The 18,712-nt window shown below is 49.6% G+C and carries 13 protein-coding genes; 6 read left to right on the forward strand and 7 right to left on the reverse strand.

The genetic code is table 11. From position 1 onward, the window contains the following. Positions 1–11: 11 nt before the first annotated feature. Positions 12–332, reverse strand: coding sequence for a 2Fe-2S iron-sulfur cluster-binding protein (locus tag CRO57_RS09295; protein ID WP_097152973.1), 321 nt, complete (start codon positions 330–332; stop codon positions 12–14). Between the two features lie 186 nt (positions 333–518). Then, positions 519–842: an Hpt domain-containing protein gene (locus tag CRO57_RS09300; protein WP_097152974.1), complete on the reverse strand. Its 324-nt coding sequence runs from the start codon at positions 840–842 to the stop codon at positions 519–521. 644 nt (positions 843–1,486) lie between these two features. Here CRO57_RS09300 and CRO57_RS09305 point away from each other — a divergent pair. Then, positions 1,487–6,337: an apolipoprotein A-IV repeat region-like domain-containing protein gene (locus CRO57_RS09305; RefSeq protein WP_097152975.1), complete on the forward strand. Its 4,851-nt coding sequence runs from the start codon at positions 1,487–1,489 to the stop codon at positions 6,335–6,337. A gap of 202 nt (positions 6,338–6,539) precedes the next feature. Here the strand turns inward: CRO57_RS09305 and CRO57_RS09310 are convergent, their stop codons facing one another. After that, the gene (locus CRO57_RS09310) at positions 6,540–8,288 is read right to left on the reverse strand and encodes a protein phosphatase CheZ (RefSeq protein ID WP_097152976.1); all 1,749 of its coding nucleotides are present in this window, start codon (positions 8,286–8,288) and stop codon (positions 6,540–6,542) included. 116 nt (positions 8,289–8,404) lie between these two features. Between CRO57_RS09310 and CRO57_RS09315 the strand changes: the two genes are divergently transcribed. From CRO57_RS09315 to CRO57_RS09335, 5 genes are all read left to right on the forward strand, one after another. After that, a complete protein-coding gene (locus CRO57_RS09315) occupies positions 8,405–9,610 on the forward strand; it encodes an MFS transporter (protein WP_170956006.1) in 1,206 nt (401 codons plus the stop codon). Between the two features lie 182 nt (positions 9,611–9,792). Then, complete coding sequence (locus CRO57_RS09320) at positions 9,793–10,968, forward strand: MlaE family lipid ABC transporter permease subunit (protein WP_097152978.1); 1,176 nt, start codon at positions 9,793–9,795, stop codon at positions 10,966–10,968. After that, a complete protein-coding gene (locus CRO57_RS09325) occupies positions 10,958–11,782 on the forward strand; it encodes an ABC transporter ATP-binding protein (RefSeq protein ID WP_425291277.1) in 825 nt (274 codons plus the stop codon). The genes CRO57_RS09320 and CRO57_RS09325 overlap by 11 nt, the downstream gene beginning before the upstream one ends. After that, positions 11,783–13,180: an MlaD family protein gene (locus CRO57_RS09330; RefSeq protein ID WP_097152980.1), complete on the forward strand. Its 1,398-nt coding sequence runs from the start codon at positions 11,783–11,785 to the stop codon at positions 13,178–13,180. A 103-nt stretch (positions 13,181–13,283) separates the two neighbouring features. Beyond that, entirely contained in the window at positions 13,284–13,886 is a 603-nt protein-coding gene (locus CRO57_RS09335; RefSeq protein WP_097152981.1) for an ABC-type transport auxiliary lipoprotein family protein, read from the forward strand. Positions 13,887–13,943: 57 nt separating this feature from the next. On the opposite strand, the gene CRO57_RS09340 is transcribed toward CRO57_RS09335, so the two are convergent. From CRO57_RS09340 to CRO57_RS09355, 4 genes are all read right to left on the reverse strand, one after another. Beyond that, positions 13,944–14,924 (reverse strand): threonine ammonia-lyase, encoded by a 981-nt coding sequence (locus tag CRO57_RS09340; protein WP_097152982.1) that lies wholly within the window; start codon positions 14,922–14,924, stop codon positions 13,944–13,946. A gap of 101 nt (positions 14,925–15,025) precedes the next feature. Then, positions 15,026–16,024, reverse strand: coding sequence for a glycosyltransferase family 4 protein (locus CRO57_RS09345; protein ID WP_097152983.1), 999 nt, complete (start codon positions 16,022–16,024; stop codon positions 15,026–15,028). Next, positions 16,024–16,833: a UDP-2,3-diacylglucosamine diphosphatase gene (locus CRO57_RS09350; RefSeq protein WP_097152984.1), complete on the reverse strand. Its 810-nt coding sequence runs from the start codon at positions 16,831–16,833 to the stop codon at positions 16,024–16,026. The genes CRO57_RS09345 and CRO57_RS09350 overlap by 1 nt, the downstream gene beginning before the upstream one ends. 176 nt (positions 16,834–17,009) lie before the next feature. After that, positions 17,010–18,305, reverse strand: a complete 1,296-nt coding sequence (locus CRO57_RS09355; RefSeq protein ID WP_097152985.1) for an OmpP1/FadL family transporter — start codon at positions 18,303–18,305, stop codon at positions 17,010–17,012. Positions 18,306–18,712 lie beyond the last annotated feature (407 nt).

Here is an 18,712-nt window from a genome sequence, read left to right on the forward strand (position 1 = left end):
TATCTGATTGGTCAGGCTTGGAATTCCGGAATACGAATTACGATACCATCCAGATCATCGCTCATCTGCACCTGGCAGGACAGACGGCTATTTGGCTCGGCATCCTGAGCAAAATCCAGCATATCCTCTTCCATAGCATCAGGATCGCCGCTTTTGGCTTGCCAGTCCTCATCCACATAGACATGACAGGTCGCACAAGCACAGGCACCGCCACACTCGGCTTCAATTCCAGGTACGCCATTTTTGACAGCAGCTTCCATGACAGAGGTCCCATTGGGAGTGTCTACCTCATACTTGGTCTCGTCAAAGGCAATAAAGGTAATCTTCGGCATCCAAATACTCTCACCTTAATCCGTGCCCCCAAGTGATGGATGGAAATGGTCCTCTCCATCTGTTTCCAGCAGGGGAATTTATGGTCTCATCATGGCTATAAAGGACTTTTCGCCAAACGAAAAGCATGGGAGCGTATTTTTCCGTAGGCAAGCTTACCGAAGCGGATCCATAGCACTTGTTTATTGTTAAAAACTGCTCAACTTGTTCAAAGCAGCCCCTTTGGCCACTCGCATCGCTAGCTTCAAATCTTCCAGATCGACTGTAACATCTGCTTGTGACTGAACAAATCGATCTGCAATCTCGGCAACATTCCACGCGCCAACACCACGTGCCGATCCCTTGAGTTTATGTACTTTTGCTGCAAGCTCGACATCTTCGATTGTCATATATTGAAGAGCTTCATCAAGATGTTGCACAAACAGTTGCAGCACATCTCTGGCAATCTCCGCCTCCCCCATGGTTTGCCGCTCCAAGTGAGCCCAATCAATCACATCAATCACATCACTCATATCAATTCCAATTTCATCGCAAGCCACACAAAACCCCAAGGCGTCGTTTTGGTCCAGTTGTCCGAAAACACATACTCAATCAACTTTGACATTTCTGTTAACCATAATCCCTCCAAAAAGCAAAAGTTTCCCGAAAAAAATGCATCACCCACAAATCAGGTTTGGTAAACGGGATTGGTTAACGACCTCAGACGTTTATGACATGAGATTCAAACGCTTAGCTACCAACCTCTGATCGGGCCCAATCGTCCCATTTGGCAACCATCATCAATGTCTGAAGAAAAGGAGCCAAATATCGGAAATTTCTTGTTCCTTTGCATTTCCAACCCGGTTACCATGCAGTGATGCCGGTGGAAGATGGAAGCTGTCCAGATTCCCGCCGCGTTTCTGCATGATGGACCATGATTTCATCCAGCCGATCCGCAGCAGTCTATTTGGACATTTCACCTGCCAGCATTCGCTGTTCGTTTTTGACATCGATACCATCATCTGATGGCACCATGTCTGCAAACAGCGCAGTTGCAAATGACCTATGAGGCACCCCAGATTAAGACAGGATGTTTGAATTCAGCAATCATCCCTTATCTGGATTTAGGTCAGACTTGTGACAACGTGTAACGAGTAGGAAATGGGGCGTGACGGATATGGCAAACAAGTCTCCTAAAATTCAGGATCCAACTGAAGCTGCATTGTCAGCGGTAGAGGATGCACTCAAGTTGGATTTCGATGTTGGCGAAGAGGAAAGTGGTGCGGATAAATCTCCCACCGAGGCAGCCCGGCAAGAGTCGGATAAAAAAGCTGCTCAGGATAGTCTGAAAGCGTCCAGAGAGCCCGCTATTGCTCCACCATCATCCGGCAAAGCCAGCAAAACACGTCCGGCACCTGCAAATGATGATCGCCAATCTGTTGGCAATCTGCTCTATTCCTTGCGTCAGGCTCCGTCAGGTACACCTTACTGGATCGCTTTTGTTCTTGCCGCATTGTGGATTGGTCTTGGCGGTAGCGCCTTCTATCTGTCTTTTGGCGCAGACGCTCTGTCTTCAGGCAATTTTTCCGGTATTTTGCAATCCCCCACTGCACTCGCCTCTCTTGCCGGAATTTTCTTGCCTGTCATTCTGTTTTTCACCATGGCCTACATGATCGTGCGGGCCCAGGAAATGCGCCACGTTTCTCACACCATGGCCGAAGTCGCCATGCGTCTGGTCGAGCCGGAAGATGTTGCCAAGGAATCCGTGGTCAATGTCGGCCAGGCCATCCGCCGCGAAGTAGCCTCCATGAGCGACGGTATCGAGCGTGCTTTGGCGCGGGCTTCCGAGTTGGAAGTGATGGTGCATAACGAAGTTTCTTCGCTTGAACGCGCCTACAACGAAAACGAACTGCGCATTCGCTCCCTGATCGAAGAGCTGATCACCCAGCGCGAAGCCATCGTTACAAATTCCGAGCGAGTGCGTGCTTCCATCAATGGCGCACACACCAATCTATCCGATGAACTGAATACAACCAGCGAATCCATTTCCAAAAGCGTTTCCGATGCTGGTTCGCGCGTGACATTGTCTCTGGCTGAAAAAGGCGAGCAGATCACGATCGCTCTGGCCAATGCAGGCGAGACCATGGTCAATGTTCTTTCCAACCGTGGCTCGGATCTGGTAGATCGCTTGTCCAATACCGGCGCAAATGTAACCGACTCACTGACCAATGCGGGTCAATCCATCACCGATCAGCTGAATGTGTCTGGTACGGATATTTCCCATCGCCTGGAAACCACCGGCAGTGATCTGACCGGTCAGTTGGCTTCCATCGGTAATGAAGTAACCGATCGCTTCATTTCTGCGGGTCAGGAACTGACCAGTACCTTGTCCAACACCGGCGCAACCGTAACCGAGAACATCTCCACTGTGGGAGCGGAGATGAACTCCAATCTGCAAACCATTGGTGAAGACGTTACAGGCAAACTGGCCTCTACTGGTGGGCAATTGACCGGCGAGCTGAAAGACATCGGCACCAAAGTTACTGGCAGCTTGAGCGAAATCTCCTCCGAGATGACCAATTCCATGGCTCAGACCGGCGACAAACTGACAGAAGATCTGACCACCATTGGTTCGACTGTGACCTCAACCCTGACCAATATCAGCTCCGACATGACCCAATCCATGTCAGAGACCGGTTCTGCCGTTGCAGCAAGCATCAAGAGTCAGGGCACCGAAATCGTCACAACCATCACAGAACAGTCCACTGCGGTATCCGAGTCTCTCAAAGGAACCGGGGACAGCCTCTTGGTGGACTTGTCTCTGCGTGGCACCGAAATCAACGAAAAACTCGACGAAACCGGCACTCGCATCGCCGAGATTATTACAAATCGTGGTGGCGAGCTGACCGAACGTCTGGATGCAACATCTGAGCGCATCCACGACACTGTTGCAGTCAAAGGTGGCTCTCTCAATAAAATGCTCGAAGAGCGCACTTCTGAGATGGGCTCCTTGCTGGATGAAAAATCCGGCAAGATGGGCAATTTGCTGGATGAGCATTCGGCCAGCTTTGCCGGCCAGCTTGATGACGCAGCCAACAAGGCTTCCGAAGCCCTCAACAGCCGTTCTCTTGAAGTCACAGAGCGCATGGCCATGGTCGGCACTGAAATCGCCAAGGTCATTGCACAACGTGGTGGCAAGGTTAAAGAGCTGTTTGAGATGGCTGGCAACGAACTCTCCAACGCTCTGGATGGCAAAAGTGAGAGCATTCGCACAGCAATGGAAGAGCGCCTGCAGGCCTTTGATGAAGTCATAGAAGGAAAAGGCAACAATCTCATCTCTCATCTGGGGGATCGCCTTGACAACCTGACCAGCTCAGTTGACAAACGCATCAACACTCTGGACGAGACCCTTTTCCAGCGTGCTGGCGACATCGAAACCATGCTGGACACCCGACTGGAAGGGTTCTCTGTCAGCGTAAGTGCAAAAGCTCAGGAAGTAGCCGGAGCCCTGACCTCCAGCACGTCCGAGTTCGAACAGGATATTTCCAAGCGTCTTGGCAGCTTCGAAGAGAACGTCACCAACCTGACCCAGACCTTTGCCTCCAAAGCCGACGTTTTGAATACCACTTTGGATGAACGCGCCAATCGTCTGGATGACACTCTGGATAACCGCGCTCGTCAAATCAATGAAACACTGCTTGAGCGCACCCGTGATCTGGCCTCCGCCTACTCCAAGGGTCAGGAAGACATCACCGAGACCATGGATCAGCGTCTCACCATGGTTGGCGAGACCCTGTCACGCCAGGCTCATGATCTGACGGAAACCTTGTCCGACCGCGTGGCCGAGATCAATGTCTCGCTTGGCAGCAAGGTCTTTGAAGTGGCTGAAACTCTGGATAGCCGTTCCGCCCAGATTGAAGCTATTCTCAATGATCGCATGCAGGCAATCTCTACCAACTTTGCGTCTGAAAGTGCCAAGGCTCGCGACTCCCTCGCCTCTACCTTGACAACCGCAAGCGATGAGATCACATCCAAGACCGAGAACTTCAACGCGGTACTTGGTGCTCGTTCTCAGGAACTTTCAGCCATTCTGGATGAAAAAGGCAATTCTGTTATTCAGGCTCTGGACAGTCGTTCCGATGCCATCAGCTCTACATTCCAGCGAGCTGGCGAAAGCATTTTGCATAGCCTGTCCGCCACTGGTGGGGAGCTTACCCAGAGCTTTGCGGTGGAAAGCCAGCGAGCTTCCCAAACCTTGGCACAAACTGGTGAAAACCTCATTGAAGCGATCACCGAGAACAGCTCCCGTGCAGTCGAAAAACTGGCAGAGACCAGCCAATCTGTTGCAGAAGCAGTCTCAGCAAGCTCCGAGCGTGCAGCAGAAGCCTTCACCATCAGCACGGATCAGGCACGGACTGCTCTGGAAGGGTCTTCTTCCAATCTTGTCAAAGCGATTGCTCAAAGCAGCCATGATGCCATCGTCAATCTGGACAATTCCAATAAGCGTCTGGTTCAATCAATTCAGACTTCCACCGAAGATGCGGCGCAATCTCTCAGCTCCACCAATGAGCTCCTTCGCTCGGATGGTACCGAAATTGTTGACCGCCTGAAAAATGCCAATGACACCTTGCAGGAATTGCTGATCAATGCAGGACGCTCTCTCTCCACTATTGAGGCAAGCCTGTCCAATCAGACCAATCAGTTCCGCGAAGTGGTTGAAAATGTCACAGACAAGGCTGGCGCTTCTGCCAACCAACTGACCGGCAATGTTCAGGACCTGCGCTCTGTCTCAACTGATATTCTTGGTCAAGTTTCCACTCTGACCGAGAAATTCGAAGAGCAGGCATCTGCCCTGGCCAACACAACCCGCTTCATGGAAAGCACCGGCAGTCGTCTGCAAGGCAGCGTAGAGGAGCGACAAGCCGCCCTCTCCGCCCTTACAGAAGAACTTTCTGGTCGTACCGAGGCGATTGAGCAGGTATTGAACAACTTCACCAATATGATCGGCTCCACGCTCAACACCGCTGAAGGTCGGGCTCGCGATGTCGGCATGTTGCTCAGCCAGAGCACCGAAGGGGTTACAAAAGATGTGATGGATCAGCTGGAACAGCTGCGCATCAATGCTGCCACCGAGGGCCGCCGCGCAGCAGAAACAGTGCGTGCTGCTCAGCTCGAAATGGCAGAAGAAATGAACCAGACCATTTCGGACGCCAATAACCGTTTCGAACAGGCAACAACTGATATCCGCACCATCACGCAGGATATCAGACGTGATCTCGATACAACACGTTCTGAACTCAAGCATGGTCTTGCCGATTTGCCACAGGAAACCAAGGAAGCAACTGGTGCAATGCGTCGTGTCGTTACCGAACAGATAGATGCTCTGAAAGAGCTATCCCGAATCGTTCAGCGGCACGGCAACAACTTTGATACGGTGCCAAGTGATCACGCTCCAAAACAGCGTTCATCCCTGCCTCCGGTCAGTCAAAGCAATCGCTCTGCTCCATCGATCCCGCCAATCCAGCAATCGCAATCACAACCACCATTGCAGGATAGCCATATTGCATCCAGCCCAAGCCCATATGCACCACAGAACTCGATGGAATCCGAGGAACGTAGTGGCTGGGTGTCTGATTTGCTGCGTCGCGCTTCTTCCCAACCAGAAGATGCCATGCCACAACCAGGTGACGCTGCAATATTGGCTCCATTGAGCAAAGATATCGTACGCGGCATTGATGCGACCAACCAGACCATGGCTTGGGAAGGCTATCGCCGTGGCGAGGCAGGAAGTTTCACTCGTCGTCTTTATACTCTGAAAGGGCAGCAGACTTTTGAAGATGTTCGCATGCGTTATCAGAGAGATAATGATTTCCGGACCACCGTGAATCGCTATATCGGCGACTTCGAGCGAATTCTGGATGACATCACCCGCAAGGACCGTGACGGTACAGCAACCATGGGATATCTGACATCCGAGACCGGAAAGGTTTATACGATGCTGGCCCATGCTTCCGGCCGCCTCGGCTAAAGCATATTTTCCGAACAGTGCATGCGGTTTTCGAACAGGAATGCGTTCAGGGTATCATCGAGCAAGATCTAAAAAAGGAAGCCATTGGCTTCCTTTTTTATTGTCATACATTGATATTGCCAATTACAAACAGGCACAAAAAATCCCCTGCCACAAAGGGTGACAGAGGATTGATCAGGTCTCTTCGTTTTATAGAAGAAGTTTATCCAAAATCTGTTACACGCTTCTGCAACGGTGCTGGTTCTTCTGCTTCCAATTCCAGATTGCCCTGCTGTGCGGTCTCATTGGAAGAAGATTTCGTAGTTCCTTCCAACCCCATCTCTGTTGCAACACGGTCCATTTCAGCCGCTACTTTGTGCATCTCGGCAACGAGCTGGTTATCATCTCCACTCACCATATCAAGATCATCGTCGAGCATCTCGACCTGATCTTCATCTACTGGTGCAGAAATCGGTGTTTCTTGTTCGCTGAATGCAAGATCATTTTCAGCCTCGGTAGAAATCTCTTCCGAAAGCTCTTCCATGGAGGCAAAAGCCTCATCGCTAATCTCAGGCTCAGTAATTTCTGTCAGTTCTGCATTTTCCTCTTCATTTGCATCTGCTGAAGAAAAACCATCTTTTGAAACGGCAGAAGGACTATCCTCGGTTTCAGTAGATGCAGAGGAAGCAAAGACGTCAGATTCCTCCAAATCTTCCAAGCTGACGGAGTCCGCCCAATCCAACTCGGTCGTTTCGACAAATTCGATACCGTTTTCGCTGCGCTCCATCACACCATTTTCTGGCAGATCACCACCTGCGACAGTTTCAAACATGTCTTCACTGGAATCAGTCTCTTCAGTGCCGACTGGCTCATCTACATCGGCACTGGTGGCAAAAACATCAGCTTCCAGCTCCCCATCAATCACTTCCTCAGAGGAGGCAACATCCATCGGAGCAGCAAAAACGTCAGCCACACCGTCAACCTCACCATCATGGTCTACATCGGGAGCGCCCATCTCGTTAGACGCTTCCACATTATCCAAACTCTGCTCATCGATAGTCGGAGAAACATTCTCGATAGCTGCATTTTCATCCAGATCGATGCTATCAAAATCGATGCTGTCGAAATCGACTTCACCTGCTTCATCAATGGCAACGGCTTCCGCTTCAATTTCCACGTTGTCACCAGAAACAGCGGTGTCGAACAACGCATCGACATCGTCCTGACCAGCAGGATCGCTTTCTATCTCAACAGAACCAAAAAGATTATCTACATCGCTTTGATCGACCCCTTCCCCTTCGAGGGCAGGGCCATTCAACAAATGGGCATCCGGGCGTTGGTCATCTTCACGGACAGCACCAGCGTCCACATTGATTTCGCCTTCTTCCAGCCCCCAAATCTCAATCATTGCATTCACGCGCTTTTCGACATAGCGCATGGCGTCCACGATTTTCTGAATACGCTGGCCGGTCAAATCCTGGAAGGAGCAGGCCATATAGATATTGGTCGCTTGCTCATCCAGTGAATCGCAATGCCCCTCATCCGCGCCTTGTTCACGCAAAGTCCAGGCATATTCCTGAATCTTCTCTGCTGCGCCCAAAATTTCACCGGTCGCATTCTCTGTCTGCGTTACTATGGCATCAAGTTCACTGGAAGCCCGTACGAAGCGTTCAGTTCCCACATCATCTTCATGCTTGATCTGAGCAATTTCTTCTTTTGTCTTTTCAATGGATTGAGCGATATCTGACAGATCCATCTTCAAGCGCTCGACTGCCATCCCCGGGGCACGCTCTTTAACAAGCGTTTTTTCCAGTTTATCAATCGCGCCTAATAGAGTATCAGTATCAGCGTTCCGATTTCTGCGAGCATATTCCGATAAGAACCATCGTCCTCTTGCGGTTTCCATAACCGCAGCTTCAATGGCCAGATAGTCCTCTTGCCGCAAAGGCGATGGTAGTGTCGGCTTGCTCATGGTTCAGACCGTATCCTATCTCAATGGCCGAGAATTCGGCCATTTCCCGCATCTCTGATCAGGATTCTACCTGCGAATCCTTAACCACAGTTTATTTTCTGCTGAGTAGACCCGCAATGCAAATGCAAAGAAATTCAGATTACAGCTGGCGCATGTCGGTCTTTTTTGGTGGTATTTTCATTCCAATGGGGATTTATATTCCCTATTTCTCCCTTTGGTTGAAAGATCTCGGATTAAGCCCACAGGCCATAGGTCTGGTTCTCACCATACCTCTGATCACCCGTGTGATCTTCACTCCCATCATGGGCGGCCTTGCCGATAAGCTCGGTGATCGAAGATTGACGTTGCGCATTTACAGCCTCTTCTACTTCCTCACGTTCGCCGCCATCTTGCTTTCAAACTCCCTGGTCTGGATAATGATGGTCATGATCCTATCCAGTCTGTTTCAGGCAGCCATCGTTCCAGTGTCTGATTCATTGGCCATGGCAGGAGTGCGCAGGCTTAACCTTGATTATGGTCGTATGCGTCTATGGGGATCTGCAGCTTTTATCCTGTCAAATCTGGTTGGCGGGACAATTATCGCCACATGGAGTGAAAGCTCCATCATCTGGATGCTGGTGTCAGGTAATTGTATAACTGCCCTTCTGTCCTTTCTATTGCCCATGGACCCCAGAGTTGAAGATGGCAAGACACTAGCCAAAACCGCATCCTTCGAATGGAAAGATCTGAAACAATTTGTACAAACCGGGTTCTGGATCATTCTGCTAGCGACAGCACTTCTTCAAGCCAGCCATTCATTGCTCTATGGATTTGGCTCTATTTTCTGGAAAGAAATTGGCATTGGCGAAACCCAAATCGGGTTCCTGTGGGCAGTTTCCGTCATATTCGAGATTGTCTTCTTCACCTTCTCCAAGCGTCTGTCCATCTGGCTCACATGGCCAAGACTACTAACGATAGGTGCAATAGGCGGAATTATCCGCTGGGGACTTTTCCCATTGGATTTACCCGTAGAGGGCTATTTCCTGCTTCAAATTCTGCATGCGGCCAGCTTCGCAGCCAGCCATCTTGGCACCATGTTTTTCTTGTCTGAATTTGTCGAAGATCATCTATCTGGTACCGCACAGGGGCTTTTGACCATGCTGTCAGGTCTTTTCATGGCGGCAGGCACCATGATCGCAGGATCACTCTTTGCACAATGGCATGGAGATGCATTCTATCTGATGATGGCTCTCTGTCTGATCTCACTGATACTCATAATGCTGGCAAAACTGGTTTCCATTAAAAAAATTGGTGGGCAATCATCAGAATTTATTGAGGAATAGCCCAAAAACCTGCCACTGATACCAAAGTCGCTCTACTGCGCCGTTTTCTTGATGGGAAAGTGCGCATACGGGATTGGCATTTGCGTTTAGATAAGGCACCCTTGCCACGAGCTTCTGCATTACTCGTGCAGCAAAGCCAAAGTCAGACTGATGCGACCAGGACAGCAAAGACCGGATCTTAAATGACGCGCCCTTCCAGCACCTTCGCCGTTTCGGATGCCAACTCCAATAACGGCTCCAGTTCGGGGCAATTGGAGATTATTGCAAATCCTGAAGGTCCTCTTTTTACCTTATCGGGTCAGTGGACGATCGAAACAGCAAGCGAAACTGACAAACAGGTGGAAGAGGTTCTTCACGATCCTGTTCGCCCGGTTGCCATCGATATGACCGCAGTGACCAATCTGGACACCACAGGTGCCTGGATTATAATTCGTCTGATGCGTGCACTTGAGCTTCCCCAGGACGCTCTGAAAAACCTGAGCAGTGAACAACGCACTCTCTTCCTGACCGTATCGGAAACCAATTTCGAAGCACCAAAACCAACTCGATCCGAGAGCACGGTAACAGCTTTTCTGGCAGCAACAGGACGCAACATCGTCGAAATCTATCACGACATCCAGATCCTCACACATTTGATGGGCGGCGTCGTAAAAGGTTTGCTCGGGGCTTTATTTCATATCCGGCGCCTGCGGATCACATCGATAACCCACCATATCGACCAGACGGGATTGAAAGCAGTGCCCATAGTGGCCCTTATGTCCTTTCTGGTTGGTGCCATTGTCGCACAGCAAGGAGCATATCAATTACGCAAATTCGGAGCTGAACCCTTTGTTATCGATCTGGTGGGGATTTTGGTCTTGCGTGAAGTCGGTGTCTTGCTCACGGCCATTTTGGTAGCGGGCCGCTCGGGCAGTGCATTCACCGCCGAAATTGGCTCTATGAAAATGCGAGAGGAAATAGATGCCTTGCGGGTGATGGGCATCTCAATCACCGAAGTACTCATTACTCCCCGGGTATTAGCCCTCATTATCTCACTGCCACTCCTGGGATTGGTCGCCAATCTGTCCGGCCTTGTTGGTGCCGGCGTCTTACTCTGGGCATACTCGGATATTGCTGTCGACGCTTATATTTCATGGTTACGTGATGCGGTTGCCATCAACACCTTCATGGTGGGCCTGATAAAAGCACCCTTCATGGCACTTATTATCGCCCTGATTTCCTGCTCTGAAGGTCTACAAGTGGGCGGGAGCGCTGAGAGCCTTGGCCGCAGAACAACAGCCGCAGTGGTCAAATCCATCTTTCTGGTTGTTGTGGTTGATGGTATTTTTGCCATCTTTTTCGCAGCCATTGCATTCTAGATCGGGAATAGTCGTCATGCAGCAGCCTTCTTCCCTGACTATCCCCACCGATCAGGCCTTGCTATCCGCACGTGGTATCACCGTCGGTTTTGGTAGCAAACTCATCCTTGATGGGTTGGATCTTGATGTGTTTCGCGGCGAGGTATTGGGAGTCGTCGGTGCCTCTGGAACAGGCAAGTCAGTTTTGCTCCGCACGATCCTTGGCTTGAACAAACGACAAGCTGGGCAGCTGATTCTGTTTGGTCATGACAAGGACCAGCTTGGCGCCAAGGAGCAAATCTCAATCGAGAAGCGCATGGGTGTTCTCTTTCAACACGGTGCTCTCTTTTCCTCTCTGACTGTCTTGCAGAATATCCAGGTGCCGATGAGAGAATATCTATCGCTCCCCCAGCGCCTGATGGACGAGCTGGCCATTTCCAAAATTGAAATGGTTGGCTTGAAACCTGATGCAGCTCACAAATATCCATCCGAACTATCAGGCGGTATGATCAAACGTGCAGCCCTCGCCAGAGCTCTTGCGCTGGATCCTGCCCTGGTCTTTCTGGATGAGCCTACCTCCGGTCTCGACCCAATTGGGGCTGCCGATTTTGACGATCTGATCCTGACCCTTCGAAAATCTTTGGGCCTGACGGTTTTTATGGTAACTCATGACCTCGACAGCTTATACAATGCTTGTGATCGAGTCGCGGTTCTAAGCGACAAGAAAGTCCTGACATCTGGAACCATGACACAATTACAGACTTTCGATCATCCATGGGTTAAGCGTTATTTCTGCGGTACGCGTGCGGTACGACAATGGGATGGAAGCGAATAGATGGAAACCAAAGCAAATTTTGTTGCCATTGGACTGTTCACGCTCATCATGACGGCGATTGGCTTCGGCTTCGTCTACTGGATTGCACGCTACGACGAAACCCGCCCAACGCAGAACCTCACCGTACGCTTTACAGGCTCGGTCGCAGGCCTGACCAAGGGTGGTCTTGTCATGTTCAATGGCATCAAGGTCGGTGAAGTGCGCACCCTCACATATGATCCAACCAACCCCAAATATGTTATCGCACAATTGAACGTGGATTCCGCTATTCCGCTAAAACAGGACAGCACGATCATTTTGTCCTATCAAGGCCTGACCGGTGTTGGATATGTGGAGATGAAAGGCGGCAGCCAGAATTTGCCCAGCGTCTTCGACATGTCGCCTGTACCCGATCTTATTGCACAAAATTCTGCCTTTGAAGATCTTATGGCGGGTGCTCGTCAGATCCTTTCCCGTGCAGACACCGTCTTGTCCAAAGTGGAATCGGTCGTGACAACCAATGAAAGCCGCATCAATAATTCTCTGGAAAATGTCGAAGCTTTTACGGCTGCTCTCAATAACAATTCCGGCAACATCGACAGCTTCCTGAGCGATGCTTCCTCAGCAGCCAAAGGATTGACCAGTTTGTCGGCCAAACTGGAAACTCTCAGCACCAAAGCCGAAAATTTGATTGGTGCAGTGGAGCCGGACAGCGTTCGTACCAGCGTCAAGAATGTTGAAGTCTTCACCGAACGATTAGCAAAAACGTCAGATAGCTTTGAAAATGTCGTGACCGAGGCCACAGCCGCAGCAAAGAATATCAATGAATTCTCCGGTCAGTTGACCAATTCCCTTGGTAAGGTCGACAAACTGGTAGATAGCATTGATCCTGAGCTGGTTACCCAATCTGTTGCATCTCTCAATACATTTGCAAAATCACTTGATAATTCATCAGATGATATCACCATCATATTGGGTCAGGCAAAAGAGGCCAGCACCAATATCAATCATTTCTCCCAAACCATGGCGGCCCGTACTGAGGATTTCAATCAGATCATCACGGACGCACGCGAAATCTCCTCTCGATTGAATATCGCATCCCGGAAAATTGATGGATTGCTTGGCAAAGCAGACGACCTGCTCGGAGACAGCGAAGGTGGCAAAGGTCTCATTGAAGAAGCAACATTGGCAGCGCGCTCCATCCGAAAGGTCGCAGAAAAATTCGAATCAAGAGCCGACGAGATATCTTCCGGCCTTGCTCGCTTCTCTGGCAAGGGTTTGCGAGATGTAGAAGGCATGGTAGGGGAAGCTCGTCAAACTCTTCGCAAATTGGAATCGGCAGTCTCAAAACTGGAAAACGATCCATCTACTCTCATTTTTGGTGGTAATAAGGTCAAAACTTACAACCGACGCCATTAACTATCTATTCACACCTGACTTGACCCGCTATAGCTAGATGCAGTTGGGTGATAATAACAGACACGTTCAATAGAGCGGACAGGTTCAGTGGAGTAGCAGGCCAGTGCGGTTTGGACCAAAATCAAAAAACGTGATTTCCATTCTGGGCTTATGCTTCAGCCTGGTAGCTTGTTCCGGGTTGGGCGGTAAGGAATTGACCACTTACGATCTCTCAGCTCCTGAAGATTTCTCTTCTGTACGAGGTCGAAGTTCAGCACAAATACTGGTTCCTGTTCCATCTGCATTAAAGTCACTCGATAGTGAGATGATCGTCGTCCGCCCGAGTGGATCAGAAATCACCTATTTTGGTGATGCCCAATGGAGTGATCGCCTGCCGCGTGTCATCCAGGAAAAACTGATACAATCCTTTGAGAACTCCAACCTTGTTCGCTCTGTCGCCAAACCCGGCGAAGGGGTCGTGGTGGATTACAAGATCTCTGCAACCATACGCCAGTTTGATTTGATTGATCAGGGCTCAGGGCAGGCAAAAGCAATACTTGCCGTCAAAATCATCAATGACCGCAACGGGCGGGTCAGAGCCTCGCGCACTTTCATAGCAACTCAGCCAGCCAATCTGAGCAGCGCTGAAACCGGTGTTATCGCACTGGATAAAGCTGCCGATCAGATTCTGCTGGAAATTGTTGCTTGGGTCGTAAAGGTCATCTAGGACGTGAACCCATTGATCTGATGAAATTCGGAATCAAAACTGCAAGCAGTATCTTTCCTAAAGCCTCAAGACTTTCTGCAACAGTTCCGGGTCGGCATTACCACCAGATAGAATAACCACTGCAACACCACCATCCAGCTGAACAGCCCCACTTAACAATGCTGCCAACCCGATGGCTCCTCCCGGCTCAACAATCAGATGCATCTGTTTCATCGCAAAGGCCATGGCTTGCAGTACATCATTATTGTTGGCGGTAGCAACGCTACTTACATGATCTTTCAAAACCTCAAAGGTCAGGTTTCCCGGTTGGGGAGCAAGAAGAGCATCACATAGTGAGGGCTCATCACCATCACGGGTATTTTCCGTTTCAACAGGTTGGCCGACTTCAAGGGAGGCGGCCAAATCATCATGACCGACAGGTTCACACGCGATGATCTTACAATCGGGAAAACTGCCGTGGATGGCAACGCTGACCCCGGCCGCCAAACCTCCACCACTCACAGGAACAAGAACTTTGTCAGGCACCAGATCCATGGATATCAGATCTTCTGAAATCTCCAGAGCCAAAGTCCCCTGCCCGGCCATGATATTGGGATCATTGAAGGGATGGATGAAGCATGCACCACGCTCCTCGCACAATGCTCGGGCAATCGCTTCGCGGTCTTCGCTATAGCGATCATAGAAGATAACTTCCGCGCCAGCCGCTTTGGTTCCTTCAACTTTAACCGAAGGAGCATCCTGGGGCATCACGATAGCAGCGTCGACACCAAACAGACGTGCAGCCTCAGCAACGCCTTGCGCATGATTGCCTGATGAACAGGCGACAACCCCGCCTGCTCGCTCTGCTTCGCTCAAATTGCAAAGGGCATTATAAGCACCACGGAATTTGAACGCCCCTTTTCTCTGCAAGCATTCCGCCTTGAAAAACACCTGGCCACCCAATTGCTCGTTCAGAGAAGGGAATGACAAGAGCGGCGTACGACTGGCAACGCCTTCCAGCTTTTGCTGGGCGTTCAAGATATCTGCGAGATCAGGCATGAGGCAAAACTCGTGTAAGGGACCAGGATGAGGTCGAAGGAGGGATAGCATAAGTCTTAAATCCCTTCTTTCCTCAACTCAAGTTCCCTATTCACTTATACTTACATGGGTAGCATGTTCTGACGAAATTGCTCAGCACTGGCAGTCCAGCTGAACTCCGCCGCATAGGCACGGCAAGCATCTCGATCCAGCTTCAATGCTCCCTCAATAGCTTTACCCAAATCGTCATCCAGAACACCAACAGGCGCATCGCCAATCACATCTTTTGGCCCCATAACCGGATAGGCAGCCACCGGCAATCCCGATGCCATGGCCTCCAGCAAAACAATTCCGAATGTGTCAGTCTTGGACGGGAAAACAAAAACATCGCTGGACGCGTAGATTTCGGCCAGCTCTTCGCCTTCTTTCATGCCCAGAAACTGCACGTCGGGAAAAGACTGTTCCAATTTCGCTTTTTGTGGACCATCTCCAACAACTATTTTTGTTCCAGGCAAATCCAATGAGAGGAAAGCCTCGATATTCTTTTCGATCGCAACACGCCCAACATAGAGATAACGCGGATTGTCACCTGTCAAACTACCATTGGCGCGCTCCGGCTTGAACAGATCCAGATCCACTCCACGGCTCCAATAGCTCAAATTCTCAAAGCCACGTTCCTCCAGATCACGATGAAGACTTGGTGTTGCAACCATGCAGCAATGCCCGGCATTGTGAAACCATCGCAGCAAGGAATAGGTCCATTCAGTTGGAATGGGCCAGCGAGCTGCAACATATTCCGGAAAACGGGTATGATATGAGGTTGAAAATGGCAATTTGCGATCAAGACAATATCGACGCGCCCAGAAACCCAATGGCCCTTCCGTTGCGATATGCAAACAGGTCGGTTGAGCCTCTTCAATCATGCGTCGCACTTTATGACCAAGGGTCAGAGACAAACGAATTTCCGGGTAGGTTGGACAAGGAAGCGTCCTGAAGGATTGTGGTGTCAGATAGGATATCTCCAATCCCTTTTCGCACAATTCCTGTCCTAGACGATCAAGAGAACGTACAACACCATTTACCTGAGGATGCCAAGCATCACTAACAATCAACAAGTCCATTAAGCTACCGCCTTGGAGGATAATTTCACAGTGGCAGAATTCTGAGCCTGTTCCTGCTCGCCCCAGCGGATCAGTTCAAATTGACCATTTTCATGTTCGATGAGAGCTGTACAGCTTTCCACCCAGTCACCGGTATTCATGTAATCAATGCCGAATTTCTGATGAATTTCAGCATGATGAATATGACCACAAATCACGCCATCAACCTGATGTTTGATCGCTTCTTGCGAAAGTGTTTGCTCATAGGTGCCAATAAAATTGACGGCATTCTTCACTTTCAGCTTGGCCCAGGCAGACAAAGACCAGTAACCAAAACCAAGTTTGCGACGTGCAAGATTCAATAGTGTATTGACTCCCAACGCCACGCTATAGGCCCAATCACCGAGATGAGCCAGCCACTTTGCATGGCGCACCACCATGTCAAACTGGTCACCATGGATCACAAGCATCTGACGCCCATCTGCCGTTTCGTGAATGATCTTCTCGACCACTTCCACCCCGCCAAAATGAGCACCATAATAATTGCGTAAAAACTCGTCATGATTGCCCGGAACATACACAATACGCGTACCCTTACGCGCCTTGCGCAACAATTTCTGTACAACGTCGTTATGACTTTGCGGCCAATACCAGCTTTTCCGCAGACGCCATCCATCGACAATATCGCCAACCAGATAAATCACGTCAGCATCATGAAGTTTAAGAAAATCCAGCAACAAGTCAGCCTGACAGCCACGGGTTCCCAGATGGATATCGGAAAGAAACAGGCTCCGGTGGCGATAGAGCCCTTCATCAACGGAGGCATTCATGGCGCGCTCCCAACATTAGGAATCTCAGAATCTCTTTTTCGGTTCTGCCGCCTTTTTAAAATCACCCTGTCTCACTTTTGTGACAGTGAAAGATATTCCCCTTCAAACCGTTATTTCCCACATTGAAACGAAAAAGGGGCCATAAAGGCCCCTTCTACAAATCCCGAAAAGAGATCCTAGTATTTTCGGACAATCGGATCGTCACCCGCAAACATCGGTTCGGTCTTCCACTGATAGCGCATGGAAGCTGAGATAATATCCACTCTACTCTCTGCATCCGCACGATAGGAAGATGGAGGAGCACTTGTTTTCTCAGCATGAACAACCGCGTCCTCTACAAAAATATGCGTATAGCCAAAGTCAAAACCCAATTCCTCATTCCACTGATAGGAGAAACCGGCACTCGCCCAAAAACGATTCTCATCAGGAAGACGCAAATTACGATGGGCATCCTGCACCGGGGAAAACTCATAGCCAATACCGGTACGAAGAGTCAGCTTATCATTATAAGCATATTCCATACCCGCAGATGTATACCATCCATCTTGATATTCCAAAGCGAGAGCAGTATTGGCCAAGGATCCATTAATTGCGGATGTGCCTATGCGGCTCCAATTGGTCCATTCTGCCCCAGCCATCAAAGTGAAAGCATCATTCACGCGATGCCTGATGCCCAAACTAACCGTCTCCGGCATATATAGTTTTGCAGTTACATTGGTCACAGTATTGTTTGGAAGTGCCTCGGTTCCATCGACGACATGAAAAGCGGCTGAACGGAAACCGATGCCGATATCGGTCCCCTCCCACGGTGTAAAATTCACACCAGCAGTAAAATTAGGTTCTATGCTGTCCCCCTTCAACTCATGCTTGGCATGAGCACCGGCACTCGCAAGAGGAAAAGAGTTCATTCGAACCTTAAGATACTGGGCACCCAAACCGATACCCAAGCTCAGCATTTCGTTGACTCGATAACCGATAGTCGCCTTCACATCAATGGTCTTGATTCCAGCTGTACGCGAATGGAACGAAGTCGCTGAGTTATGATGTGCCTTGGTAGCAAGTCCGAACGGTGCATTCACGGACAGACCAAGAAACAAATCGTCAGTCACTTGCATGCTGGCATAGGACCCGGGAATAAACGCTGACAATCCGACCTGCCCCGGATCACCAGAAGCTGCAGCACCTGTTGTCTGAATATTGGAAAGCTCAGAATTTGGAATGATCACGCTGTAAACGGATTGAGTTTGAGTACCCTCTACACCGGTAATTGTAGCCGGATTCCAGAATATGTTCGATAAATCACCAGAGGTCGCAGCCATCCCGGCAAAAGAAGTTCCCTGACCAATAGCACTTTGCTCTCGAATGGCGAAAGCACCTGCATGGGCAGATCCGACTGCAGCTGAAAAGATACAGGCCCCAACAAGTACAGCAACACTACCAAGTATGTAGTTCCCAGATGACTGTTTTCTCATAGAACCTCCCTATCCTAACTCCACATCAATCGGTTTATCTATTACCCGAAGCAAAGTTTAAGAAAAGAATTCCATAAGTGCTTTCCGGAAATCAAGCATACTTCCGCCACATTTCAGCCCAACCTGCGTCATTCTGTTTCAGCATGACGAAAACTTTCGTAGTTACCGTAATATTGCATTATTTCGACAGAAGAATCCAATGTTAGAATTTAAATTTTAACATTTAAAAACAAATAGATAAAGAAAATAGACTTCAACTGATCAGATCTTGATATGACGTTCGGGCACCATGAGAAAAGCACATGCCTTTATCCCCACAAATTTCAGTCCATTCCATAATTCTGTAATATTCAGATAGTTTGCCATATCTATCTGCGCCATAAACATGCGAATCTATTCGCAAACAC

This window comes from Cohaesibacter gelatinilyticus (assembly GCF_900215605.1).
In the GTDB taxonomy this organism is placed as follows: domain Bacteria; phylum Pseudomonadota; class Alphaproteobacteria; order Rhizobiales; family Cohaesibacteraceae; genus Cohaesibacter; species Cohaesibacter gelatinilyticus.